We start from the raw sequence: 17,343 nt of genomic DNA on the forward strand, positions 1-17,343 counted from the left end.
TCATTATATCTCTGCAAGTGCTCACACAGATTGCTTGAATAAATTGTTAAAGAGCGTTGACCTTGACGTCTTTCGTCGTAGTCAGGCTGCGTATTCTACGCAAACCGAATTCGAAGTCAAGCACATTTCGCGCTTTATTCAGGACGTTTAAAAAACAACCGAAGTTACGTTAAACACCTTACCGAGCGGCTGTTGCCGTGTCAGTGAGGTCGCATTATAGAGATCTACTTCTACATGGCAAGCGTTTATTGATGGAAAGTAAAACAGCCGAGACAGCTGCTCATAGAACAATCAAAAAACCTACATCAACGACTTGTTTGCTCAATAAATAACATTCAAACTAAGCGTACAATAGCCATCCCCCACTATATCCATTATTTTAAGGGTTACATTTTTAGCGCATAGTGAAATTATCATGTCTTTACCTATCGAATATACCCGTTTAAACCTGCTCGCATTAGCGACAACTAAACGTCAACGACAATACAAAGCACAATGGCTGATTATACGTCAGGGAGAGCTCAACATTCGGTTAGGTAAAACCCTGGTCACGCTAAACCAAACACAATCAATCTGGTTACCACATGACTGCTTATATGCCATTGAATCAATCACAGCAAGTCAAATTGACATCCTCGCATTTTCTGCTCGCGTTACAGCGTCGTTACCTACAACATTATGCCAATGCACGACGCCGTTATTACTGCCTGTATTAATTGATGAACTAATGACTATCGATAAAACCACCACTTCGGCTCAACTTATATTGCAAGTATGCTTAGATCAAGTGCATAAATTAACAAAGCATCATTAAGCTAATATTCTTTTATGGGTAAAATTGCGTATAATTAATTTTTCCATTATTTAAAGAAATTATGTTTATTTTTAAATGCGAAGGTTTTAATCAAGAACAAGCAACAATTCAAGTTGCATCGTTACTATGGACAGAATCAGGCGAAGTTACCTTCAAGGCCAATGATGATAGCTTTGCTTGCTTACTACTCAACCAATGCAAAAGTGACAGTGGTGGTTTTTTCAATCTACTCGCAGGTTGTAAACCGCTATTCATAGAGCAGTGGTTAGAATATTTAGAAGAAAAACAGCTAATAAAGAAAGTGTCATTACAGCAAGTCGACTATAAAGAAGCTGACTATCCAATAAAATTGGGCTTTGATGATGAAAGTGCCAGCACATTACTCGATATGTTATACAAAGTTGGTAACTTTAATCGCTTACAAATTTCTCGCTATTTAAAAAACAGAAACAACATTACTTATTTATCAACTAAATATGACAAAGCAGATTTACAACGTTATCTACAACTTGGTAAAGCGATTAACTTTATTCTAAAACTCAAAAAATGATGGTTAAGCGATACCAATAAAAGTGACATCACGACGTTAAAATTAGGAATAATTTTTCATGCGAAGGATAATCTACTTCATTTTGGCTGTTAACCTATCAGGGTGTAGTATCTTTACCCCGCCAGCAGCGATCGTGACAGATAGGATAATGACACCAGCGCAATGGAGTACGGTCCATCTTCATACTGATATTAAAACAACATGGCAAGGTATTGCTGCTTATCCTCAATTGACCGAATACATACAAGAAGCCCTTGCCTATAATCCCCAGTTGACTTCGGAACGCTATAATATCGATATTGCAGTCGCCTTAGTAAAACAAACCGCAGCCGGACAATACCCTCAAATTGATGCTTACCTTGGCAGTGGACGTCAACGTAATAATCAAAATATAACCAATAGCAGCTCCGTTAATATCGATACGGGGTGGGAAATTGATTATCTTGGCAAACTAAACGATCTCGCCAAGGCGGCTACACTGGATGCGCAACAAGCTATCCTTAACTATAAGCAACTGCAATCAAATACCATCGCCCTCATCAGCCAACAATGGTTTGATCTTATCTTCTACCAGCAGCAGCTTACATTGATTAACAAACGCCAGCAAAACTTACAGCAAAATTTAGCCATTATTGAAAATGGCTACGACCAAGGCGTAAAGCAACCCCTAGATGTCTATCTTGCCCGCGCCGATCTCGCTCGAGCACACGCATCTAAACAAGAAAACTTAGAAGCACTCAAAAATACCCAACGACAATTAGAGTTATCATTAGGGCGTTACCCCGCTGCAAGTATTCACGCGAATGGTGATTTAACCTTTGCGGCAATACCAGTGCCATCTGGTTTACCCTCAGAGTTAATGCTGCGACGATTCGATATTCAACAAGTCATGTTGGCACTTAATGCTGAAAACTTCCGTATAGCCCATGCTTATAAAAACAGGTTTCCCAGCTTATCGCTTTCCTTATCAGGTGGCACAAGCAGCCCTGAGCTGAGCAACTTACTACAATCTAATAGCTTGGTATGGTCACTTTTTGCCAATGTATCGGCATCACTCTTTGATGCAGGTGCATTAACAGCAAAACAAGCACAGCAAACAGCGAAGACGCAGCAAGCCGCAATATCAGTAACACGGGTTACTTTACAAGCCTTTAGTGAAGTTGAAACCGCACTTGCGGCAGAAGTCACGCTCGCAAATAGAGAATTACAGCAACAGAATGCTGAATACTATTTTAATATCGCCGAGCAACTCGCATTTGAACAATATATTGCCGGGTTAACGGATTATATCACCGTGTTGGAATCGCAGCGTAGCGCCTTTGATGCGCAAATCTCATTGCTTGCAATTAAAACTATCCGTATTAAAAATCGCATCAAGTTATTACTCGCGCTGGGCGGAGACATTCCCATCTCACTGACGGTTAACACAGAAAAGGACCTATCACGTGTCAACGAATAAGCCATTAACCAAATTTGAAACACTATTTCGCTATGTGCTGCCACTGCTGGTGTTATTAATAACGGTATTCATCATCCTAGTGATCATGTCAACGAGCCCAACCACCGAAAAAAGAAAGCAAGCGGCGGATGAGCCATTAACCGTCGAAGTCCTCATCTTAGAACAAAGCGACTTTCCGGTGACAATCAAGACTAATGGGATCATTCAACCACGTAGCCAAGCCAGTATTGCCAGCCAGGTATCAGGCACCATTACCCAGGTTTCACCCGCATTTACCTCTGGGGGATTTTTCAATGCCGGTGACACGCTACTATCTGTTGATGATCGTGATTATATCATTGCGGTTAAAATTGCATCCGCGGCATTAATTGAAGTTAAATTAGCACTGACAGAAGAGCAAGCAAAAAGTAAACAAGCACAGCGAGATTGGCAGCGCCTTGGCCGTGAAGGTAAAGCTAACGAGCTAGTATTAAGAAAACCACAATTAGCATCCGCACATGCATCTCTCGCCTCTGCACAAGCGCAACTAGAACAAGCACAACTCAATCTACAAAGAACTCAGATCCTTGCCCCTTATGCGGGCCGAGTACTAACCAAAAATGTTGATATTGGTCAGTTTGTCACAATAGGGTCTGCACTAGCAGATATTTACGCCACAGATCAGGTTGAAATTCGTTTACCACTCAATAGCCAACAACAACATTATGTCCAGCTGCCAGAACCATTTAAACCACACAGTCGTGCATATTACCCGCCTGTTAATATCATCGCTCAATTCGGCAATCAGCGTTATAGCTGGTCAGGTCAGCTCACCCGAACAGAAGGTGCTTTAGATGCGAAAAGTCGTCAACTTTATACCGTTGCAACCATAGAAAATCCTTACGGTCGTGATAACAGTAATAAACCCTCGTTAAAAATTGGCCAATTTGTTAGCGCAGAAATAGCAGGTAAGGTCCTCAACAATATATTTGTGCTGCCTACAGCCAGTGTCTATGAAGGCGATCAAGTGATTATATTTAAGGACGGTTTACTCCATCGTCAAAATATTAACGTCATCTGGCGTGATAGCCGCAACACTATTGTCGACGTAGGGATTCATGCCGGGGAATTATTAGTGACGACGCCTTTAAGCGCTGTGGTCTCAGGTAGCAAAGCACAGCTAATTACCACGCGAAGTAACGCAGATAAAGGTAATTAATCGATGCATAATTTAATTGCTTGGTTCACCCGTAATCACGTGGCGGCCAATTTACTCATGATATTAATTCTTGGCGCTGGCTTTTTTACTCTTAAATACCGCGTAAATGTAGAAGTATTTCCTGATGTCACCATTGATGTGATTAATATTAACATCGCCCTGCCCGGTGCAAGCCCTGAAGAGGCAGAAGAAAGTTTAGCAATTCCAATTGAAGAAGCTATTCTCGATATTGAAGGCATTGATAAAATAACCTCACGCTCAACGGAAGGCAGTTCAACGATCAGTGTTGAAGTGGATGCAAAATATGATCAATATCGACTAAAAGATGAAATTAAAAATCGGATTGATGCCCTAAACACTTTACCTGCGAGCGCAGAAAAACCCATTATTAGCCAACCGACATCAAGCCGAGAAGTGATCAGCGTGATGATTTCTGGCGAGTTAGCAGAAAAAGAATTACGTTTACTTGGTGAACAAACCCGAGATCGGCTACTAGATGAAGCCAACATCACCCAAGTCACTCTTGAATCTGTTCGCCCTTATGAAATATCCATCGAAGTATCAGAACAAACCTTACGTCAATACAACCTCACCATGGATGAAATAGCCGCGGCAATTAATGCCAATTCGGTTGACTTAAGTGGCGGTAGTATTAAAACCCCTTCAGGTGAGATCTTATTACGCAGTAAAGGCCAAGCTTATGTCGGCAGTGAATACGCCAACATCATGATCCGCAGCCATGCTGATGGTACACGGCTTATACTAAAGGATATCGCCACCATAAAAGATGGCTTTGAAGAAACCCCGATCATTACGCGTTTCAATGGTAAACCAGCCGTGATCATTGAAGTTTATCGCGTGGGTGCACAAAGTGCGATCACCATCGCCGATACAGTCAAAGCCTTTATTGTTGAACAACAAGCATTAATGCCTGCCGGGGTGAAACTGGATTACTGGCGTGATGATTCCAAGATCGTAAAATCACGTATTAATACCCTGAGTACCAGTGCGATCCAAGGTGGTATCTTAGTTGCCATCATGCTCACGTTATTTTTGCGCCCGGCCATCGCATTTTGGGTAACCGTCGGTATTCCAGTCAGCTTTATGGGCGGCGCTATATTCATGCCAGAACTGGACATCTCCATCAACATCATTTCATTATTTGCTTTTATTATGGTGCTGGGTATTTTAGTGGATGATGCCATTGTCAGTGGTGAAAATGTCTATACGCATCTAAAGCGCGGCGAACCGCCAGAAAGAGCGGCAATCATAGGTATACAAGAAGTCTCAACCCCCGTTACCTTCGGTATTTTAACCACCATCGTCGCTTTTATCCCACTGACTTTAATTGAAGGTGCGCGGGGCGATATTTTTGCACAAATCCCCGCAATTGTGATACCGGTATTATTGTTCTCGTTAATCGAATCAAAACTCATTTTACCTGCGCATTTAAAACATATCCGTATGCAGGGCTCTAATCAAAATCGTTTCTTACGCTGGCAAGAACGTTTCGCAAATAACTTTGAACAAGCCATTATTCGCTATTATCGACCGGCATTATCAGCCGTATTAGCACGTCGTTATTTATCATTAACAGTGGCTTTTTCGGTCATGCTCATTGTCTTAACCTTGGTCACATCGGGTTGGGTACGTTTTATCTTTTTTCCACGGATCCCCAGTGAAATAGCACGCGGAGTTATCGTCATGCCGACCGGAACAGATATTGCGGTCACCGATAAATACGTGCAAAAAATGTTGGACTCGGCATTATTACTACAGAAAAAATATACCGATACCAGCACCAATGAAAGCGTGATCAAAGATATCTTTGCCACCGTAGGATCAAGCGGTGGTAGCAGTGCAGGTCAATCGCACCGTGGTCGCGTTATCTTCCAGGTTCAATCCGAAGAAGAACGGGTTATTGATATTAGTGTTGCCGCGCTAGTCAAAGAATGGCGCGCATTAATCGGCCATGTTCCCGGCGCCCAAAGTTTGACATTTAAAGCTGAAACAGGTCACAGCGGTTCACCTTTAAACATCCAACTCACCGCTCACCGTTATGACTCGTTACGCTCCGTTGCTGATAAGATCAAACATAAACTGACTGAGTACCCATCGGTGTTTGATATTGAGGACAGTATTTCCACAGGTAAAACAGAATTACAGCTGGCCATAAAGCCAGAAGCGGAAGCACTGGGATTAAGTTTATCGGATCTAGCCCAACAAGTAAGACAAGCTTTTTATGGTGAACAAGTACAACGGATACAACGCGGTAAAGATGACGTAAAAGTATTTATTCGTTATCCAGAAAATGAACGGCAGTCTATTTATAACTTAAATAACATGATGATCAGGACCCCGGCGGGGGACGAGATCCCCTTTCTTGAGGTAGCAGAAATAACCGATGGTACCAGTCCATCAGTCATTATTCGTATTGATCGACAACGTACACTTAATATCACCGCTGACTTAAATAAAGAAACAGGTAACCTCGGCATATTAAAACAGGACTTAACCGATTATTTAGATCAACTCATGCAGCTGTATCCAGACGTCAGTTACTCGCTCGAGGGAGAGGCTAAAGAACAAGATGAATCTTTCTCTAGTTTAAAACTCGGGTTGGTTTTTGTGTTATTTGCGATTTACGCTTTACTTGCGATCCCATTCCGCTCTTATACCCAACCATTAATCGTTATGTCAGTGATCCCCTTTGGCGCTATTGGCGCTATCTTAGGTCACATTATCATGGGCAATCCTCTTACCTTAATGAGTGTACTTGGCATGCTGGCATTAACCGGGGTGGTAGTGAATGATTCCTTGGTATTAGTGGACTATATTAATAAACAACGCGCAGAAGGCGTGCCACTGACTGAGGCGGTAAACAACGCCGGTGTCGCACGTTTTAGAGCCGTGATGTTAACCTCGATTACGACGTTTGTTGGCTTGATGCCACTGTTACTTGAAACGAGTATTCAAGCTCAATTTCTTATTCCAATGGCAATATCATTAGGATTCGGCATTATATTTGCGACCGTGATAACCTTATTTATCGTGCCCATTAATTATTTATTATTAGAAGATTGCGGGCGTTTGCTCACATGGTTAAAGCACCTTTACCGCCGGCGTCCTAATGACACAAGCAGCAAAGTGTGAAAACTGAAGACTGAAAAAAATAGCCATCAATGTTAATCAAGTGTTAACATTGATTCTATTAACGACAATAAAAATAACACAAGGAAGTGGGGTTTTATGAATAAATTATTTGCATTTATCATGCTAAGTACTGGGTTATACGGATGTCAGTCCACACAAAACTACAACTACCAACCCACTAAATTAGATAATATTACTATCGTACGTTATCAAGAAATGGCCGATAACTATCAACACCTTAAATTTGATCGCTACAATTCGATCTTAACGGTAACGTATCAACTACCGGCAACAAACTTGGTTTGGCAACAAAAACATATAGAAAAACAAACTAATCGCGCTTTATGTGAAGATAAAAATAATACAATTTATCGATTAGCGCATGAGGATAACATCGGCGTGAAATTTATTTATCAAGGCCAAGGCGGTAAAACCTTAGGCCCTTGGGCTGTTGATATATGTGAACCAAGTTAACATGAATTATGGGGGTCGTTAGATGCAACACCCATGATGATTATGCAACAGCAAGGCGTTTAATTGTCTGTAATTGATTTACTGCATTTAATAATGCAGTCAGTGACGCGGTCAAAATATCATTGTGGATCGCGACTCCGATAACAGATTCCGTCGCGGTCTGAATTTGTACGTAAGCAATGGCATCTGCATCTGAGCCTTTACTTAATGCATGCTCACTAAAGTTAATCACTTCAAACTCAATATTAAAGTGCTGTTTTAGTGCGGAGATAAAGGCGGTTAATGCACCGTATCCTTCACCCATCACCCGAACACTGCTATCACCATCCGCCAATTGCGCTTGTATTTTATCAATATCACCATGATTAACGCTGTAATCTGCTAATTGATAAAATTGTTCAGTGCGCGCATAGGTCGACTTAAATAGCTGCCATATTTGTGGAACCATTAATTCACTGGCCGTCGCTTCTGATTGCTGCTGAACCACGCCTGAAAATTCAACTTGTAACCAACGTGGTAACTGCACGCCATATTCTTGTTCAAGCAGAAAAGCAATACCGCCTTTACCCGATTGGCTATTAACCCGAATAACGTGTTTTAATGTTCGATTTAAATCCGTAGGATCGATAGGTAGGTAAGCAACGTTCCAAGTACTTTCTGGGACCCGACGATCTAAGCATTTCTTAATGGCATCCTGATGACTACCAGAAAAAGCGGTATACACTAATTCACCCACATAAGGATGACGAGGGTGAACAGGTAATTGGGTACATTCCGTAATAGTGCCAATAATATTATCAATGTCACCAAGGCGCAGTTCAGGGTTTATACCTTGACTGTAAAGATTCATCGCCATGGTAATAATATCCATATTACCGGTACGCTCTCCATTGCCAAGTAAAGTACCTTCGACACGATCAGCTCCCGCCATCACAGCCAGTTCAGCCGCGGCAACAGCACAACCACGATCGTTATGAGTATGCACACTGACGGTAATAGCGTCTCTATTTTGCACATGTTCACAAAACCATTCGACCTGATCTGCAAACACATTCGGTGTCGACATTTCGACCGTCGCAGGTAAATTAATGATGACAGGGTTGTCCTGCGTTGGCTGCCAAACGGCATTGACAGCATCACAAATATCAACGGAAAAATCCAGTTCTGTACCCGAGAAGCTTTCAGGAGAATACTCAAACTGCCAGCGGGGTCCTGGATTCGCATCGGCATGCTGTTTCACCCACGTGGCGCCCTGAACTGCAATATCAATAATACCTTGACGATCTTTTTGAAAAACAAGTTCTCGCTGTACCGTCGAAGTTGAATTATAAACATGAATAATCGCCTGTTTAACGCCTTTTAGCGCAGCAAAGGTTTTTTCGATAAGGCTTTCGCGTGCTTGGGTTAATACTTGAATAGTCACATCATCAGGGATCTTATTTTCTTCAATTAACCAGCGGACAAAATCAAAATCCATTTTCGATGCAGCAGGAAAACCAACTTCGATTTGTTTAAAGCCCATCGCTAATAATAGTTGATAATAACGGCGTTTTTGCGTAACCGTCATTGGGTCAACAAGGGCTTGATTACCATCACGTAAATCAACACTGCACCATTGCGGAGCCTGAGTAATACGGTTATTTGGCCATTGTCGGTTAGGCATGTTTAGGACAGGAAAAGCTTGGTATTTACGGTGGTTAAATGTCGTCATAATAAGATCCTTTTACGTAGTTACAGTCACATCATCAATGATGAATTAGCGATCATCGCGCGTGGTAAAACCAGCAACTAAGCGCCACATTCAAGGCTTAGTTACTGTTTCCAAGTCGCATACGTAATAAAGATTTAATTAGTTTATCAACCATCATCGACACCAAACATTTATTTACCAATAAATTCATCATTAAAGTATACGTAAAAACATGCAGATAATGATTGCTTTGTTGGGATGAATAACGTGATATATGGCAACATATTACTAACATATAATAAAATTAAGCTATAACTCACTAATTTTAGTTTTAACAGGGCAATTTAAAATTGATATTGAATTGTTTACTACTCGAGAATGAGACAATCGCATAATGCCTCCTCCAGCTTTTTCCAAGGTAACTCAATCATACTAATGAGCTCGATTTTACTCGTTTCCAACTCACTGATCGGCATGAAATCACATTCACCATTCACACTATTTATCGCAAAGCAGCCTTGTTCGGTCTTAATGACCGCTTTCAAACGCACCACTTCTAAAGGTTCTAACAATGTCGCCAGTGTCATTAAATTAAATACCTGTAGCTGATTGAAAACCCAGCCATAACTAAATAAACCCTGTCCTTCTCCATGATTGCGTTCAAAACGCGGATCACTATCGAGTGCTAACGGCTTTTGTTCATGCTGGTGATGTGCATGACTGTGTTTTAGATGAGCTGATAAATGTTGTGATCGGCGTTGATGATCAAGTGGCAACGCGAGGGTATCAATTGAAAATTCACCGTGATGCGTCCACAACACTGATTGTTTAGCAGGTGATAATTGTGCAGAAAAGTCCATGAAACGGTGCTTATCTTCACTCTCTAATTGTTCCGTTTTATTCGCAACAAGCACATCGGCCAAACTTATTTGATCTTGAAAGTGGTTATTCTCTACGTATTTCGCGTCATTGAGGTGCGCGGGATCAACTAAGCAGATCGTGGCATTAAGCGCTAAAACGTCACAATAAAACTCACCAGATAGATCTTTAATCACTTGTTGTAAATGCCCAAGCCCTGTTGGCTCAATCAAGATACGATCAGGCTTTGCCTTACTGATTAACATATTCAGTCCCATTTTCATGGGTAATCCGGCTACACAGCAAAGGCAACCACCAGGGACTTCTTTGACAATAATACGTTGTTCTTGATTATTTAACGTTTCAGTAAATGCAGATAACAGCGTACCGTCAATACCAATTTGGCCAAACTCGTTAACTAATATCCCCCACACTTCACCTTCCGGTTTTTGCTTAAGTAGCTGTTGGATAGCGGTGGTTTTACCAACGCCAAGAAAACCAGTAATAATATTGGTCGGTATTTTATCTGCTTGTTTAGACATGATTATCCTATCTGTAACGGATGTTGAATATCGGGGTAACTCGCATAACGCGGTATAAATGCTGCGGTTTTAATTTAAATAAAATCATAACATTGAAGATCAGGGAACATATCGTTGTGCAAGGTTCGCTTCGAAGTCGATTATTTAATCTGTAATAAGTGGACTTATACCCTATTTAGTGCAGAACTAGACTCAGGCTATAAATGGATAACAGCGGCAACAGGTCTAGCGTATAATAAATATATAACCGTTACTACTGTGTGAAAAGATAAACAGTTTCTTAATTAAATACTAAGATTCATCCATGATCGGCGTAGGTTTTCTATTTTCATCGACAGCCACTAGACTGAACATACCAGAAATAGCTTTGGTACGACCTGCTTCAGTCATCGATTCAACAAATATATCCACTTTAACCCGAATTGATGTACGTCCAACTTTATCGATAGTGCCAACCAATTCAACGATAGAGCCGGCCGGTATTGGGTGAGAGAAATCAATCCGATCCGAAGACACTGTCACTAAGGGTTTATGACAAAACCGGGTGGCGGCAATAAAAGCCGTTTCATCCATCCAAGATAATGCTTGCCCGCCAAACAGAGTATCATGGTGATTGACTGTAGATGGGAAAACCGCTTTACATACTCGAGTTTCTGCACGTTTTAACTTTTCTTCGATAGAGATAGACATATATTCACCATTGTTAGCTTTAAAGATCTGAACTATCATCCAGATCTCCAAAAAAAGCAAAGAAATTATAACAAACCAGAAATTTCATCGCAAAATGAGAGGGTAGTGATTAATCAATCAGTTCGTCATCATTCCAATCGTCATCATCGTAGTTACCACTTGCCAATGCAGCTTGTTCAACCACTTGTGCATAAGCAACAATAAAATCAGGCATCATCTCTAATACGGTATGCGTAAATGTTTCCCATTCACTTTGCTGTAATTGTGCAATCTGTTGCGCAGTACCAGCACTCGAAAAATAACTTAAGCATAAATACGCCATTTGCAATGCTTGATGTATTTCACTGTCGTCAGCCAACGAGCTTACTAAACTTTCGTAATAAAAAGCAGCACCTATCGCAAAACCAATCGCCCATTCATTTAATGCTTCACCCGCGTTAAAATTATCAGCAAAATTCGCACACTCGATGCATTCAGCAGGTAATTTTGCGCCAGTTTCATAAACTTGCTCACTGATCTCGTTATAAACGGAGATAATTGCAAATAGCTTGTCGTCGCTAATATTGCTTGGCGCAGCACCACCAAAGATCATATCCATCCAATCTTCTGTTTCAACTGGCGCAGGCGCAGCGACTAAACCAAAGAAAAATCCTTTCATCGCAATTAATGACAGCGTTTCTTTTGGTGTTTTGTCGCTAGATAACCAATCTGATAATAATGTTTCATCTTCACGTGATAATGCTGAATCCGTCATATAAACCTTTTATTTCACAAATATTTTGTCGTATTATTTAGCGCCTAGTTTACTGGAAAGTCAGCAACAGTGATATTTATTCAATAGAAAGCTGATCTAAAATAGCGCACTCTGAAGAGTTATCACCCTTACAAGAAGATGCTAATGATAATAGCGTACTGTGCATGCCTTGTAATATTGCAATGCGCGCTTCAATATCAGTAATTTTTTCTAACGTTAATGCCTTTACCTGAGCCGCGGTACGCTCCTCATTTTTATAGAGATGTATCAACTCTTTACATTCTTCAAGATTAAACCCAGCATCCCGAGCCCGTTTTACAAAGTTTAATTCGGTTATAATACGTTGATTGTAATAACGATAACCATTATCACCTCGTATCGGCTCAGAGGTTAAAGCAATACTTTCGTAATAACGGATCGTTTTTGTTGATAAACCAACTTCTTTTGCTACTGAACTAATATTTTTCATCATATAACCTGCTACTTTACGGTTTTAAGGCAATCAAGCCTGTGTAATTCATCATATTTCAATACAATTACTGGCGAACAAACTTGGGCTGCCAACGCTTAATCAGTAGTGAATTCGACAATACAGCTATACTACTAAACGCCATTGCCGCACCTGCGAGTTCAGGACTTAAATAGCCAGCGGCGGCTAACGGGATACCAATAAGGTTAAAAATAAATGCCCAAAATAAATTTTGTTGGATCTTACGCCAAGTTAATCTAGAGATATCCATTGCAGCAGATACCAAGCGAGGATCATTTCTTAATAAGGTAATGTTGGCCGTCTCCATCGCGACATAGGAACCAGCTCCCATAGCAATACTAATATCAGCTTGTGCTAATGCGGGCGCATCATTAATCCCGTCCCCTACCATAGCAACTATTTTTCCAAGTTGCTGTCGCTCTTGGATATAACTCGATTTATGCTCAGGTTTTACCTGCGCATAATAGTGATCTATTTTTAATACTTGAGCAATTTTCTCTACCGCCATCGCATTATCACCACTGAGCATTGTCGTATTAATTCGAGCTTGTTGTAACAATGCAATCGCAGCCCGACTTTCTACACGTAAGGTATCAGCAATAATAAGTAAACCGACAAGATGACTATCGATTGCAATCCACATTTCTGAACCGGAATGCTCACTTAACTCAGCAAGTAACGAATCGCCAGGTTGAGTGTCAACGTTCTCTGCGAGCATCAATTCGCGATTACCAATCAGAATTTTCTCACCTTCAACATCCCCTTTAATACCATAGCCGATAATAGTTTCAACTTGAGAGGCAGGTAATAATTTGAGCTGCTTGTCTTGCGCATAACTGATGATAGATTTTGCTAACGGATGTTCACTAAACTGTTGCACTGCTGCAGCACTGCTAATTAAAATTTCTTCATCATAATCAAAACTATAAACAGCGGTAACCTTAGGTTTACCTTCCGTTAATGTACCCGTTTTATCTAACATTACATCGGTAATTTTATGTGCTTTTTGCAAGGTATCTATATCTTTAATTAAAATACCTTGTCGTGCTGCAGCTCCGGTCCCAGTGACTAATGCAGCGGGTGTTGCAAGTCCTAAAGCACAAGGGCAGGCAATCACTAATACCGCTACCGCGGAAATTAAACCACGTTCAAAATCATCAAAGCCTAAATACCAGATTAAAAATGTCGCAGTAGCAATGGTTAACACGACCGGCACAAAAATATTACTTATTTTATCAACTAATTGCTGAAAGGGAGCTTTGCCCATTTGTGCGGTTTCAACAAGAGAGATAATTTTATTTAAACTGGAATCTTTACCAACCGCATTGACCTTTAACAGTAAAACGCCAGTACCATTAATAGAACCACCAATCAGCGTTTGCCCGCGCTGTTTTACTACAGGTAAACTTTCCCCTGTGATCATAGATTCATCTAATTCACTTTTACCATCAATAATTACGCCGTCTACCGGTACTTTTTCACCCGCGAGAATCCGAACTTCATCCCCAATGACGACGTCTTCAATCGGCAATATTAACCATTCATCTCCACGCTTTACATTCGCAACTTCCGGCCTTAACATCATCAATTCATAGATAGCTGACGACGTATTTTGTTTCGCATTTTCTTCTAGGTATTTACCAAGACTAATTAAAGTTATCACAACCGCACTGGCTTCAAAATACAGCGCACCTTGTGCTTTTTCACCGATGCTTAAAAATAAATACAAACTATAGAAATAAGCAGCACTGGTACCTGTCGCAACAAGTACATCCATATTTGCAGCTCGATTTTTTAATGAATTATACGCACCTAAATAATAACGACGACCAATAATAAACTGGACTGGTGTAGCTAATAATAATTGCAGCCATACAGGAACGATGAAGTTAATATCACTGACAAACATAGTTAACATGCCAGCGACTAAAGGTAACGTTAATAACGTAGAAATAATCACCAATAGCAGCTGTTGTTTATTTTTTCTTTTGAATTCTACTTCTCGGATCAATAAACTTTCGGTTTGTGACACCACACTACCGCGATTAACCGTCGCTTTATAACCTAGGCGAATGATCAAGTTAATAATATCCGCGGGGAGGATAGCACCAGAAAAATATGTTACGGTTATTTTCTCGCTCGCAAAGTTAGCATCCACCGTTAATATATCTTTATTCACTAATAGCTTCGATACAGTTTTTGCAGCGCAGTTAGCGCAAGACCAGCCACTCACAGAAAGTGATAATGTTTCACTATGATAGGTATAATTCTTGTCATCAAGAATAGATTTCACGGTATTACTTGTCGCATGATCAGCTATATTTATTTGAGCGGTACTAAGTGCAAAATTAACGCTTGCTTGGATACCACTTTCAGCATTTAACGCAGATTCTAATTTTGATGCACAGCCAGCACATGACATACCACCGATACCAATTGAAAGTGTTTTAGACATAACGAAAAAACCTTATTAATGATAATATGAACAAAGTATAACCTTTACCCTTAGTGTAAGGTCAAGATGGATATTATGCGATTTATTTCATAGCTACTTTGTAACAAGATGTAACATGTAGTAAAAATGAGATAAGCCTAACATTAACGATAATTTTTTTATGAATAATAACCACTATGTAATAAAATTACTTATATGGTTAAGCTACATCTGAATTAGTCACCTTTAAATCGCTTTATTAGCACAATATGTAGATTAATTACCACAATCCATCAGTTAAAAGTGAAAAATAAAATCATGAATCCAACAGAAACGAATGCTTGGCATGCTTTAAAAGCACATTATTCAGACATGCAGAAAACCAATATCAGTACATTATTTGCGAATGATGCAAATAGGTTTGAACAGTTTTCTAAACAATTTAATAATGATATTTTATGTGATTTTTCTAAAAATATCATTACGCAATGCACACTAAAAAAACTGACAGCGCTTGCTCATGAAGTTGATTTACCGACAGCAATTACAGCTATGGTATCTGGTAAGAAAATCAATCAAACTGAAAAAAGAGCGGTATTACACACAGCGCTTAGAAATCGCAGTAATACACCAGTAATAGTTGATGGTAAAGATGTAATGCCAGCGGTAAACGCAGTGCTAGCGCAAATGAAAGCATTCTGTCATGACATAATTAGTGGTAATTGGAAAGGATATACAGGTAAAGCAATTACCGATATTGTAAACATTGGTATTGGAGGCTCTGATTTAGGTCCTTACATGGTTACCGAAGCATTGAGACCTTACAAAAATCATTTAAATATGCATTTTGTTTCTAATGTTGACGGTACCCATATCGCAGAAACATTAAAGGGCTTAAATCCAGAAACAACGTTATTTTTAATTGCATCAAAAACATTTACGACACAAGAAACAATGACCAACGCACACAGTGCAAGATCATGGTTTTTAGCGAGTGCTGAAAGTGAAGAACATGTGGCATCTCACTTTGCTGCGTTATCAACTAACGCAACAGCAGTACAAGCATTCGGTATTGATACTAAAAACATGTTTGAATTTTGGGACTGGGTTGGTGGTCGTTACTCTCTTTGGTCAGCAATTGGTTTATCTATCGCATTAAGTATTGGCTTCGACAATTTTGAAGAGTTACTTAGCGGTGCACATGAGATGGATAAGCACTTTGTCGAAACACCACTAGAAGATAATATTCCAGTTATTTTGGCATTAATTGGTGTTTGGTATAACAACTTTTTCGGTGCTGAAAGCGAAGCTATATTACCTTACGATCAGTATATGCATCGTTTTGCCGCTTATTTCCAGCAAGGTAATATGGAATCAAATGGTAAGAGTGTTGATCGTGATGGCAAAGCCGTTGATTACCAAACAGGTCCTATCATCTGGGGTGAACCAGGAACGAACGGTCAGCATGCTTTCTACCAATTAATCCATCAAGGTACGAAACTTATCCCATGTGATTTCATTGCGCCAGCACAATCACATAATAAGATCTCAGATCATCATGTAAAACTAATGTCTAACTTCTTTGCACAAACAGAAGCGTTAGCGTTCGGTAAATCAAAACAAACTGTGATTGATGAATTAACAGATTCTGATATGTCAGAAGCAGACATTGCCAGCTTAGCTGAGTTTAAAACTTTTACAGGCAATAACCCAACTAACTCGATTTTATTCAAACAACTGACGCCGAAAACACTTGGTTCGTTGTTAGCCATGTACGAACATAAGATCTTCACACAAGGTATTATCTGGAATATTTTCAGCTTTGATCAATGGGGTGTTGAATTAGGTAAGCAATTAGCCAATCAAATTCTACCTGAATTAAATAACAATGAATCGATTAATAATCATGACAGTTCTACCAATGGTTTAATTAATACCTTCAAGGCTTGGCGTTAACCCATTAGCGACAAAGATATAATCCGATAATACTATTGAGTTAGCCGAATACCAATACACAAAAACCAGCCAACGGCTGGTTTTTTGTTCCCTGCTGCACGTGATCGCGACGCGCTCTGCAACTTAAGCTCGTTATCTTTAATGTAAACTCACCGTGATCATGCCTCAGCACTAAATTACAGATACAAAAAAGCCGATATCATTACTGATATCGGCTCTCTCTAATTTGGCGCTTGGCGATGCCCTACTCTCACATGGGGAAACCCCACACTACCATCGGC

Annotated in this window: 13 protein-coding genes; 7 read left to right on the forward strand and 6 right to left on the reverse strand. The window is 40.1% G+C overall.

Annotation, left to right across the window (positions count from 1 at the left end; genetic code table 11):
* The first annotated feature begins 415 nt into the window (after nucleotides 1–415).
* From HRT96_RS21375 to HRT96_RS21400, 6 genes are all read left to right on the forward strand, one after another.
* A complete protein-coding gene (locus HRT96_RS21375) occupies nucleotides 416–814 on the forward strand; it encodes a hypothetical protein (protein ID WP_293160635.1) in 399 nt (132 codons plus the stop codon).
* A gap of 61 nt (nucleotides 815–875) precedes the next feature.
* Complete coding sequence (locus HRT96_RS21380; protein ID WP_293160637.1) at nucleotides 876–1,364, forward strand: hypothetical protein; 489 nt, start codon at nucleotides 876–878, stop codon at nucleotides 1,362–1,364.
* 58 nt (nucleotides 1,365–1,422) lie between these two features.
* Nucleotides 1,423–2,823, forward strand: coding sequence for a TolC family protein (locus tag HRT96_RS21385; protein WP_293160639.1), 1,401 nt, complete (start codon nucleotides 1,423–1,425; stop codon nucleotides 2,821–2,823).
* Nucleotides 2,810–4,021 carry an efflux RND transporter periplasmic adaptor subunit gene (locus HRT96_RS21390; RefSeq protein ID WP_293160641.1) on the forward strand — a complete coding sequence of 404 codons (1,212 nt, stop codon included), beginning with the start codon at nucleotides 2,810–2,812 and terminating at the stop codon, nucleotides 4,019–4,021. Before HRT96_RS21385 ends, HRT96_RS21390 begins: the two co-directional genes overlap by 14 nt.
* Before the next feature lie 3 nt (nucleotides 4,022–4,024).
* Complete coding sequence (locus tag HRT96_RS21395) at nucleotides 4,025–7,174, forward strand: efflux RND transporter permease subunit (protein WP_293160643.1); 3,150 nt, start codon at nucleotides 4,025–4,027, stop codon at nucleotides 7,172–7,174.
* A gap of 96 nt (nucleotides 7,175–7,270) precedes the next feature.
* Nucleotides 7,271–7,648: a hypothetical protein gene (locus tag HRT96_RS21400; protein ID WP_293160645.1), complete on the forward strand. Its 378-nt coding sequence runs from the start codon at nucleotides 7,271–7,273 to the stop codon at nucleotides 7,646–7,648.
* 40 nt (nucleotides 7,649–7,688) lie between these two features.
* Here the strand turns inward: HRT96_RS21400 and leuA are convergent, their stop codons facing one another.
* The 6 genes from leuA to HRT96_RS21430 form a co-directional block, all read right to left on the reverse strand.
* Nucleotides 7,689–9,359: a 2-isopropylmalate synthase gene (gene leuA / locus HRT96_RS21405; RefSeq protein ID WP_293160647.1), complete on the reverse strand. Its 1,671-nt coding sequence runs from the start codon at nucleotides 9,357–9,359 to the stop codon at nucleotides 7,689–7,691.
* A 347-nt stretch (nucleotides 9,360–9,706) separates the two neighbouring features.
* Nucleotides 9,707–10,738 carry a GTP-binding protein gene (locus HRT96_RS21410; protein ID WP_293160649.1) on the reverse strand — a complete coding sequence of 344 codons (1,032 nt, stop codon included), beginning with the start codon at nucleotides 10,736–10,738 and terminating at the stop codon, nucleotides 9,707–9,709.
* Between the two features lie 291 nt (nucleotides 10,739–11,029).
* On the reverse strand, nucleotides 11,030–11,467 hold the full coding sequence (locus HRT96_RS21415; RefSeq protein ID WP_293160651.1) for an acyl-CoA thioesterase: 438 nt from the start codon (nucleotides 11,465–11,467) through the stop codon (nucleotides 11,030–11,032).
* 70 nt (nucleotides 11,468–11,537) lie between these two features.
* On the reverse strand, nucleotides 11,538–12,182 hold the full coding sequence (locus HRT96_RS21420; RefSeq protein ID WP_293160653.1) for a UPF0149 family protein: 645 nt from the start codon (nucleotides 12,180–12,182) through the stop codon (nucleotides 11,538–11,540).
* Between the two features lie 76 nt (nucleotides 12,183–12,258).
* Complete coding sequence (cueR, locus tag HRT96_RS21425) at nucleotides 12,259–12,654, reverse strand: Cu(I)-responsive transcriptional regulator (RefSeq protein ID WP_293133658.1); 396 nt, start codon at nucleotides 12,652–12,654, stop codon at nucleotides 12,259–12,261.
* Between the two features lie 64 nt (nucleotides 12,655–12,718).
* Nucleotides 12,719–15,127 (reverse strand): heavy metal translocating P-type ATPase, encoded by a 2,409-nt coding sequence (locus HRT96_RS21430; protein ID WP_293160655.1) that lies wholly within the window; start codon nucleotides 15,125–15,127, stop codon nucleotides 12,719–12,721.
* Between the two features lie 297 nt (nucleotides 15,128–15,424).
* Here HRT96_RS21430 and pgi point away from each other — a divergent pair, with 297 nt between their 5' ends.
* Nucleotides 15,425–17,062 carry a glucose-6-phosphate isomerase gene (gene pgi, locus HRT96_RS21435; RefSeq protein WP_293160657.1) on the forward strand — a complete coding sequence of 546 codons (1,638 nt, stop codon included), beginning with the start codon at nucleotides 15,425–15,427 and terminating at the stop codon, nucleotides 17,060–17,062.
* Nucleotides 17,063–17,343 lie beyond the last annotated feature (281 nt).

This window comes from Moritella sp. (assembly GCF_013215705.1).
Taxonomy (GTDB): Bacteria; Pseudomonadota; Gammaproteobacteria; order Enterobacterales; family Moritellaceae; genus Moritella.

Bases quoted from the DNA above. Each gene is read 5' to 3' on its own strand.
- HRT96_RS21375 (WP_293160635.1), top strand. From the start codon at position 416: ATGTCTTTACCTATCGAATATACCCGTTTAAACCTGCTCGCATTAGCG.
- HRT96_RS21380 (WP_293160637.1), top strand. From the start codon at position 876: ATGTTTATTTTTAAATGCGAAGGTTTTAATCAAGAACAAGCAACAATT.
- HRT96_RS21385 (WP_293160639.1), top strand. From the start codon at position 1,423: ATGCGAAGGATAATCTACTTCATTTTGGCTGTTAACCTATCAGGGTGT.
- HRT96_RS21395 (WP_293160643.1), top strand. From the start codon at position 4,025: ATGCATAATTTAATTGCTTGGTTCACCCGTAATCACGTGGCGGCCAAT.
- HRT96_RS21400 (WP_293160645.1), top strand. From the start codon at position 7,271: ATGAATAAATTATTTGCATTTATCATGCTAAGTACTGGGTTATACGGA.
- leuA (WP_293160647.1), bottom strand. From the start codon at position 9,359: ATGACGACATTTAACCACCGTAAATACCAAGCTTTTCCTGTCCTAAAC.
- HRT96_RS21410 (WP_293160649.1), bottom strand. From the start codon at position 10,738: ATGTCTAAACAAGCAGATAAAATACCGACCAATATTATTACTGGTTTT.
- HRT96_RS21415 (WP_293160651.1), bottom strand. From the start codon at position 11,467: ATGATAGTTCAGATCTTTAAAGCTAACAATGGTGAATATATGTCTATC.
- HRT96_RS21420 (WP_293160653.1), bottom strand. From the start codon at position 12,182: ATGACGGATTCAGCATTATCACGTGAAGATGAAACATTATTATCAGAT.
- cueR (WP_293133658.1), bottom strand. From the start codon at position 12,654: ATGATGAAAAATATTAGTTCAGTAGCAAAAGAAGTTGGTTTATCAACA.
- HRT96_RS21430 (WP_293160655.1), bottom strand. From the start codon at position 15,127: ATGTCTAAAACACTTTCAATTGGTATCGGTGGTATGTCATGTGCTGGC.
- pgi (WP_293160657.1), top strand. From the start codon at position 15,425: ATGAATCCAACAGAAACGAATGCTTGGCATGCTTTAAAAGCACATTAT.